The sequence below is a fragment of the Bacillus sp. FJAT-52991 genome (genome assembly GCF_037201805.1).
Taxonomy (GTDB): domain Bacteria; phylum Bacillota; class Bacilli; order Bacillales; family Domibacillaceae; genus Bacillus_CE; species Bacillus_CE kandeliae.
In genome coordinates this window covers 818,208-825,000 of sequence record NZ_CP147404.1, presented here as the reverse complement: position 1 = coordinate 825,000, position 6,793 = coordinate 818,208, and the positions used below count along the sequence as shown (strand labels likewise).

7 protein-coding genes (1 of these 7 running past the window's edge) are annotated in these 6,793 nt (G+C 38.6%); 3 read left to right on the top strand and 4 right to left on the bottom strand.

The window, feature by feature from the left end; genetic code table 11:
* Positions 1-1,141 (top strand): IS3 family transposase gene (locus WDJ61_RS04240; protein WP_338752444.1). Its coding sequence is split into 2 segments (ribosomal slippage): positions 1-237 and positions 237-1,141, totalling 1,350 coding nucleotides; it begins 208 nt to the left of the window's first position; the frame shifts between segments, so codons are not numbered across the junction.
* Between the two features lie 348 nt (positions 1,142-1,489).
* On the opposite strand, the gene perR is transcribed toward WDJ61_RS04240, so the two are convergent.
* The 4 genes from perR to WDJ61_RS04220 form a co-directional block, all read right to left on the bottom strand.
* Positions 1,490-1,942 carry a peroxide-responsive transcriptional repressor PerR gene (gene perR, locus WDJ61_RS04235; RefSeq protein WP_338753394.1) on the bottom strand — a complete coding sequence of 151 codons (453 nt, stop codon included), beginning with the start codon at positions 1,940-1,942 and terminating at the stop codon, positions 1,490-1,492.
* 169 nt (positions 1,943-2,111) lie between these two features.
* Positions 2,112-3,059: a D-2-hydroxyacid dehydrogenase gene (locus WDJ61_RS04230; protein WP_338753392.1), complete on the bottom strand. Its 948-nt coding sequence runs from the start codon at positions 3,057-3,059 to the stop codon at positions 2,112-2,114.
* The gene (gene bcp, locus WDJ61_RS04225) at positions 3,056-3,529 is read right to left on the bottom strand and encodes a thioredoxin-dependent thiol peroxidase (protein WP_338753391.1); all 474 of its coding nucleotides are present in this window, start codon (positions 3,527-3,529) and stop codon (positions 3,056-3,058) included. The genes WDJ61_RS04230 and bcp overlap by 4 nt, the downstream gene beginning before the upstream one ends.
* Positions 3,530-3,656: 127 nt before the next feature.
* Positions 3,657-4,055: an ion channel gene (locus tag WDJ61_RS04220; RefSeq protein WP_338753389.1), complete on the bottom strand. Its 399-nt coding sequence runs from the start codon at positions 4,053-4,055 to the stop codon at positions 3,657-3,659.
* Positions 4,056-4,179: 124 nt separating this feature from the next.
* On the opposite strand from WDJ61_RS04220, the gene WDJ61_RS04215 reads away from it, so the two are divergent.
* Both WDJ61_RS04215 and WDJ61_RS04210 read left to right on the top strand, forming a co-directional pair.
* A complete protein-coding gene (locus WDJ61_RS04215) occupies positions 4,180-5,466 on the top strand; it encodes a glutamate-1-semialdehyde 2,1-aminomutase (protein WP_338753387.1) in 1,287 nt (428 codons plus the stop codon).
* Between the two features lie 242 nt (positions 5,467-5,708).
* The gene (locus WDJ61_RS04210; RefSeq protein ID WP_338753385.1) at positions 5,709-6,791 is read left to right on the top strand and encodes an FUSC family protein; all 1,083 of its coding nucleotides are present in this window, start codon (positions 5,709-5,711) and stop codon (positions 6,789-6,791) included.
* Positions 6,792-6,793: the final 2 nt, after the last annotated feature.

Genomic DNA, 6,793 nt, shown 5'->3' with positions numbered 1-6,793 from the left:
TTATGAACGAAACGGGCGCGTCTCTTCGAGAAACTGCAAGCACATTTAATATTTCTTCCCCCAGTACTATTCATAAATGGGATCAGTTGCTTAAGACAGAAGGATTGGACGCGCTAAAACCAAAGAAAAAGGGGCGTCCATCTATGAAGAAAGAAACAAATAAATTGCCACCAGCTGAAGGATCAGTAGAAGCGTTACAAGCGAAGATTGAGCGTTTAGAAATGGAGAATGCTTACTTAAAAAAGTTGAATACTTTAGTTCAAATGCAGGAAAAATTACAAACAAAATCAAAGCGCAAGTAATTTTCGAATTAAAGTGTCAGTATGACGTTGTGGATTTAGTTGAAGTCGCAGGTATTCCACGCAGCACTTATTATTATTGGGAAAAAAGATTAAACCGAGTGGATAAATACGCCGATGTAAAAGAGGCAATTAAGAAGATTTATCATGAACACAAAGGTCGATACGGGTATCGTCGCATCACAAAAGAGCTGAAGAAATATGGTTTTACACATGATCCGAAGACCATCAATCGTTTAATGAATGAACTTAGCTTAAAATGCATGGTACGTATGAAGAAGTACCGTTCTTATAAAGGAAACGTAGGTAAAATCGCGCCGAACGTATTACAACGTGATTTTCACGCAAACAAAATGAATCAAAAATGGGTAACAGATGTGACTGAATTCCATCTATTTGGAGAAAAGCGTTATCTATCTCCTGTTCTCGATTTGTGTAATGGCGAAATTATTGCGTACAAAGTTATGAGTAGACCCGTTTATCAACTCGTGGGTGATATGTTAGATGAGGCGATTAAACGTTTGAAACCAGAAGATAAGCTCATTCTTCATTCCGATCAGGGCTGGCATTATCAAATGAAAAAGTATCAGAAAACATTACAAGATCACCAAATTATACAAAGTATGTCCCGTAAGGGCAACTGCCTAGATAATGCCGTAATTGAAAATTTCTTCGGCTTATTAAAGTCTGAGCTACTATACTTACAAGAGTTTGAGAGTATGGAGCATTTTGAAAAAGAGTTGGAAGATTATATTGAGTATTACAATCACAAACGAATGAAGGCAAAATTAAAAGACCTGAGCCCAGTAGAATACCGAACTCAAGTCTTAGAAGCTGCCTAAAATTATTTGTCTAACTTTATTGGGTCAGATCAGTGATGAAATGACACGAGGGGATTTTTATGTGTATAACTTATTCTAGAAAAGAGATTGAGAAAAAGCGAAAGTGCAGTGATTATTGATTCGATCTGTCGAAGGATTTCGTTCCGTTCGCTTTACGTGTAATCAAGTGAAGCCAAACACTGCGTATCGCTAGTTTTTGGGCCTCTCTCCGCAAGAGAGAATTACGGAAGAAAAAGAAGAAAATTTAGCGATCATTATGTGCGCCATGAGAAGAAACTGCTTTGTAAAACACATATAAACATGAAAATGCCAAGAAGGTTCTTGGCATTTTCATTGACATAATCTTTTTTAATGAATTTCTGTTTTTAGCGTACAGTCCGGACAAGTTCCGTAAACTTCCATTCTATGATGACTAACTTTAAATCCTGTGACATGCGATGCTAGTTGTTCTACTTCATCTAAACCCGGATAGTGAAAATCAACAATCTTTCCACATTCTTCACAGATGACGTGATAATGATCTGTCGTTACAAAATCAAAACGGCTCGATGCATCACCATAAGTCAATTCCTTCACTAAGCCAACTTCACGAAACACTCGTAAGTTATTATAAACAGTAGCGACGCTCATGTTAGGGAATCTTCCTTCGAGTGCTTTATAAATATCATCTGCGGTCGGGTGAGTCATAGATTGAGTTAAATATTCAAGTATCGCATGACGTTGAGGCGTAATTCGAACCCCAGTTTCTTTTAACGTATCCAATGCTTCTTTTAAATGATCATGTTCATGGGACACAGTCATGCACCTCATTTCTTTCTAAAAGGTATTATTATATTATAATATTTATAATTAGTGTACTAGTTTCCTACATCATTTGTCAATATGGACAACTTATCTGAACCGCTATGCAATGCCCTCCTATTTGAAGAAAAACCTGAAAAGATGATCTTTTCAGGTTTTTCTTCATCACTTAATATCCTCGATTGATATCTACTCTATTCTTATAAATACCTTGCCCTTGCAAATATTGATCTAAATTGTACTCAAAAATTTCAAAAACCCGAGGCAAATATTGCGGTGTGATACTTGAAATGTGAGGAGTGACCGTAATTTTTTCATGGTTCCAGAAGGCGTGTTCCTCTAGTAAAGGCTCTTGTACGAACACATCCAGATATGCATGAGCAATTTCCTCTTCATTTAACGCATCCATTAACACTTGTTCCTCCAACACATCTCCCCGTCCGATATTAATAAATGCCGCCGTTTTTTTCATCGCTTGAAAATGTTCTTTTTTCAATAGATGTTTCGTCTCGTTCGTACTAGGTAAGATCGAAACGACAAAATCTGCTTCAGGCAAAACCGATAACAGCTGATCTATTTGATAAACATTAGAAAAAGAGTCGGCTATTCGCCCGCTGCGATTTATTCCAATCGTCTTCATTCGAAAAGCAGCCGCTAAGCGCGCAATCTCACTTCCGATGGCTCCAGTGCCTAAGACAAGAAGTGTTTGGTCAGCTAATTCACCGATTGGCAAACGCTTATTCCAAGTCGATTCACCTTGAAGCTTCTGAAGTTCTAGGAACCGTTTGACATGATTCAGCAAATAGCCGAGAGTAAACTCCGCCATCGGAATTTTATGTACACCTCTTGCATTGGTGACTAATATATCTTTTTCGCTTAATGATGCAAGTGGCATTTTTTCTAGTCCCGCGGAAGCGACCATGACCCATTTTAATTGCTTGCATGCTTCAATACGCTGAGGAGTTAAATTCTCGCCAAAGGTAACAATGATTTCCGCATCCGATAACTCCTCTGCTTCTTCCACCGTTTTATAAAACATAAATTCAATCGACGGATATCTTTCTATTAATCGTGCTTGCAAGCTTCGTGGAGGTCGAAAAGTAAAGACCGTTTTCATTGGCTCATCTCATTTTGAATGAATTGAAGCGCTTCTTCTACATGGCCTTTTACCTTTACTTTTCTCCACTCCTTCACAAGCTTGCCTTCCGTATCAATCACAAATGTCGAACGTTCAATCCCCATATACTCTTTTCCAAAGTTCTTCTTCAGTTTCCATACATCATACAGCTCACACACTTTGTGCTCATCATCCGCTAATAACAAGAAAGGTAAATCATATTTTTCAATAAACTTCTGATGACGTTCTACCGGATCTATACTAATTCCTAAAATAACTGTATTTAAATCACTGAAGTTCGCATGCTGATCGCGAAAATCACATGCTTGTGTCGTACAGCCAGGTGTCATATCTTTTGGATAAAAATATAAGACGATATTTTTCCCTTTATAATCGGATAATCGAACGTTTTCTCCACTATTTGCTAGCAATGTAAAATCTGGTGCCATGTCACCTATCATAACTGTCATATATTTCTTCCCCCTTAGCTAAAAATGAATTCAACTTTAGCGTAACGGATCAGAAATCAGATAGCAAATATAAAGTGAAACTTCAATCAGTGGGGGCCTTACAGCCCGTTAATGCGGAATAAACAAGTTATGTTTCTTTTTCTAGCATCGTTCGAACAACAAAGGCCGTTGGAATCGTATAGCCTGTCCACGCTTCTACCAGAGCTACCCAACGTCCTACTCCTTCAGGAACGATATCTCCATATCCGACAGAAAATAAAGTAATCCCACTAAAGTATAAGGAAGTAAAAAAACGCTCCCAAAATGGCAATTGATTAAGGGTGACTTCTGTCCATACGGTATAGCCATTTATATTCAAAATGACATAAATAAGAGCAAAACCAATCATGACCGTTAAATATAGGAGACCAAAGTAAACAAAATAGTAGAGGGAAAGATAGCGATGTTGAGGTTGTCCTTGTACAAAAAACCCCCTTACACTCACCCCTACACATAATACGACCGCACTGAAAATCATAGCAGTCATCCTCACCTCTCCTTTTCGCCTTCTTTCCTTCCACTATACGCAGCATCGATATTTTTTATGAATTGCTTAAACAGGATGGCGGGTCTAAAATGGAAAGGGAGTGAAAAAATAAGGAGGTAGTACAATGAATTTTTCCAAGTCGGAACAATTACATACAGAAGCATTAGAACATATTGTAGGCGGAGTTAACAGTCCTTCTCGTTCTTATAAAGCAGTGGGCGGCGGCTCACCTGTTGCTATGGAAAAAGGACAAGGCGCCTATTTTTGGGATGTGGACGGCAATAAATATATCGATTATTTAGCGGCTTACGGACCAATCATCACGGGACATGCTCACCCTCATATTACAGAAGCAATTAAACAAGCGGCAGAAAACGGGGTGTTATTCGGAACACCCACTCCATATGAAGTCACATTTGCTAAAATGTTAAAAGAAGCAATGCCAGCAATGGAAAAGGTTCGCTTCGTTAACAGTGGAACAGAAGCGGTAATGACAACGATTCGTGTGGCACGCGCCTATACAGGGCGAGATAAAATTATTAAATTTGCTGGCTGTTACCACGGCCATTCTGATTTAGTATTAGTGGCAGCAGGATCTGGTCCTTCGACATTAGGAACACCAGATTCAGCAGGCGTACCAAAAAGCATCGCTCAAGAAGTGATCACCGTACCTTTCAATGAAATTGAGCCATTAAAAGAAGCACTAGATAAATGGGGCGACCAAATTGCTGCTGTTTTAATCGAGCCAATTGTGGGTAATTTTGGGATTGTTGAACCGAAAGAAGGCTTTTTACAACAAGTGAAAGAATTAACTCACGAAGCGGGTTCCCTTCTTATTTTTGATGAAGTTATTACAGGTTTCCGCTTCACTTATGGCGGTGCTCAAGATCTATTAGACATTTATCCAGACTTAACGGCTATTGGCAAAATTATCGGCGGCGGTATGCCAATTGGTGCTTATGGCGGCCGCATCGAAATTATGGAAAAAGTCGCTCCACTCGGTCCAGCGTACCAAGCAGGAACGATGGCTGGAAATCCAGCTTCCATGCTAGCGGGAATTGCTTGCCTCGAAGTCTTACAAAAAGAAGGTGTCTATGAAGAACTGGACCGATTAGGAGCAATTCTTGAAGAAGGAATTTTAGCTTCTGCGAAAAAATATAATACACCAATTACACTCAACCGCTTAAAAGGCGCATTGACGATCTACTTCACGAAGGAAACCGTCGTCAATTACGAGCAAGCGGAAGCAACCGATGGTGAAATGTTCGGTCGTTTCTTCAAATTAATGCTGAACCAAGGCATTCACTTAGCACCATCTAAATACGAAGCTTGGTTCTTAACAACCGAGCATACGGAAGAAGATATTCAAACGACGTTAAAAGCAGTAGATTACGCTTTTTCTCAACTTTAATCATTCAAACAAGCAGCAGACAGCGTTTTGCTGCTTGTTTCATGATCCACATTTCTCCTAGTCTACCCCTTCATTTTGCTTAAATCCTCTATTTTAAAATAAGAAAAAATAGAAATCTTTGTTTATTTCTTGCTATTAGGTTCGGTCCATTGTATAGTACATTATTGGCTTCCTATTTAACGGTTCTTCTAGCCGTTTATTAAGGAAACCATACTTCATTAACGAAAGGAATTACTGAATATATGAAGCTAGGTGCGCGAATTTTCAAAACAGGTATTGCCATTGTGCTTGCTTTGTTTGTTTCAGGTTTGTTAGGCCTTCCTTCTCCAGTGTTTGCAGGGATTGCAGCCGTATTTGCCATCCAGCCCACCATCTATCGTTCATACTTAACAGTTGTTGAACAATTGCAAGCAAACATCATTGGGGCTGTTATCGCCATTTCCTTTGTTCTACTATTAGGTACTCACTCTTTAGTCGTTGGGCTCGCAGCGATTGTGGCGATTATCGTAATTTTGAAGATGGGTTTAGAAAATACCATCGGATTGGCCTTAGTAACGGTGATTGCTATCATGGAAGTCCAAAATGAGGATTTTATTCAGTTTGCCTCTGTTCGTTTCTTAACAATTATGATTGGAGTACTTTCTGCTTTTATCGTTAATTTAATCTTTTTACCTCCTAAATATGAAACGAAATTATTTATGCAAATTAATCAAGTAACTGAAGATACATTAAAGTGGATTCGTTTAAGCATGCGAAACGGTGCAGAATATCATTTACTGAAGAAAGATATTAGCAAGATTCGTGAGCGGCTTATTAAAATTGATCATCTATATTTATTATACAAAGAAGACCGTGGTACATTGAAAAAAAACATCACCGCAAAAAAGCGGAAAATGGTGCTCTATCGCAAGATGATTTCTTCTGCTCGGAGAAGCTTTGATATTTTGCGACGAATGAATCAGTTTGAAAATGAAATTTATCATTTGAAGCCTGCTGTGCAAAAAATGATGCAAGATCACCTCGATTGTTTAATGAGCTACCATGAGCATTTATTATTGCGTTATATCGGGAAGGTAAAGCCGACAACCGATACAGAGGATATATTCGAGCTATGTATTAATCGAGAAGAGTTTTTGATCCTGTTTGCCAATGAATTGAAGGCAGCTCCAACGGAAGAAATAAATACATCCATTCATATGCTTCACGTGCTATCTTCTATCCTTGAATACGGAGAAAACTTAGAACATCTCGATCACTTAATTTCAAGCTATAATAAATTTCACCATGACGATGAAGACCCACCTGAACTTGAAGAAGAAGCATAAAA

Coding starts and splice junctions, on each gene's coding strand:
- WDJ61_RS04220 (WP_338753389.1), bottom strand. CDS start 4,055: ATGACTGCTATGATTTTCAGTGCGGTCGTATTATGTGTAGGGGTGAGT.
- WDJ61_RS04230 (WP_338753392.1), bottom strand. CDS start 3,059: ATGAAAACGGTCTTTACTTTTCGACCTCCACGAAGCTTGCAAGCACGA.
- perR (WP_338753394.1), bottom strand. CDS start 1,942: ATGACTGTGTCCCATGAACATGATCATTTAAAAGAAGCATTGGATACG.
- bcp (WP_338753391.1), bottom strand. CDS start 3,529: ATGACAGTTATGATAGGTGACATGGCACCAGATTTTACATTGCTAGCA.
- WDJ61_RS04210 (WP_338753385.1), top strand. CDS start 5,709: ATGAAGCTAGGTGCGCGAATTTTCAAAACAGGTATTGCCATTGTGCTT.
- WDJ61_RS04215 (WP_338753387.1), top strand. CDS start 4,180: ATGAATTTTTCCAAGTCGGAACAATTACATACAGAAGCATTAGAACAT.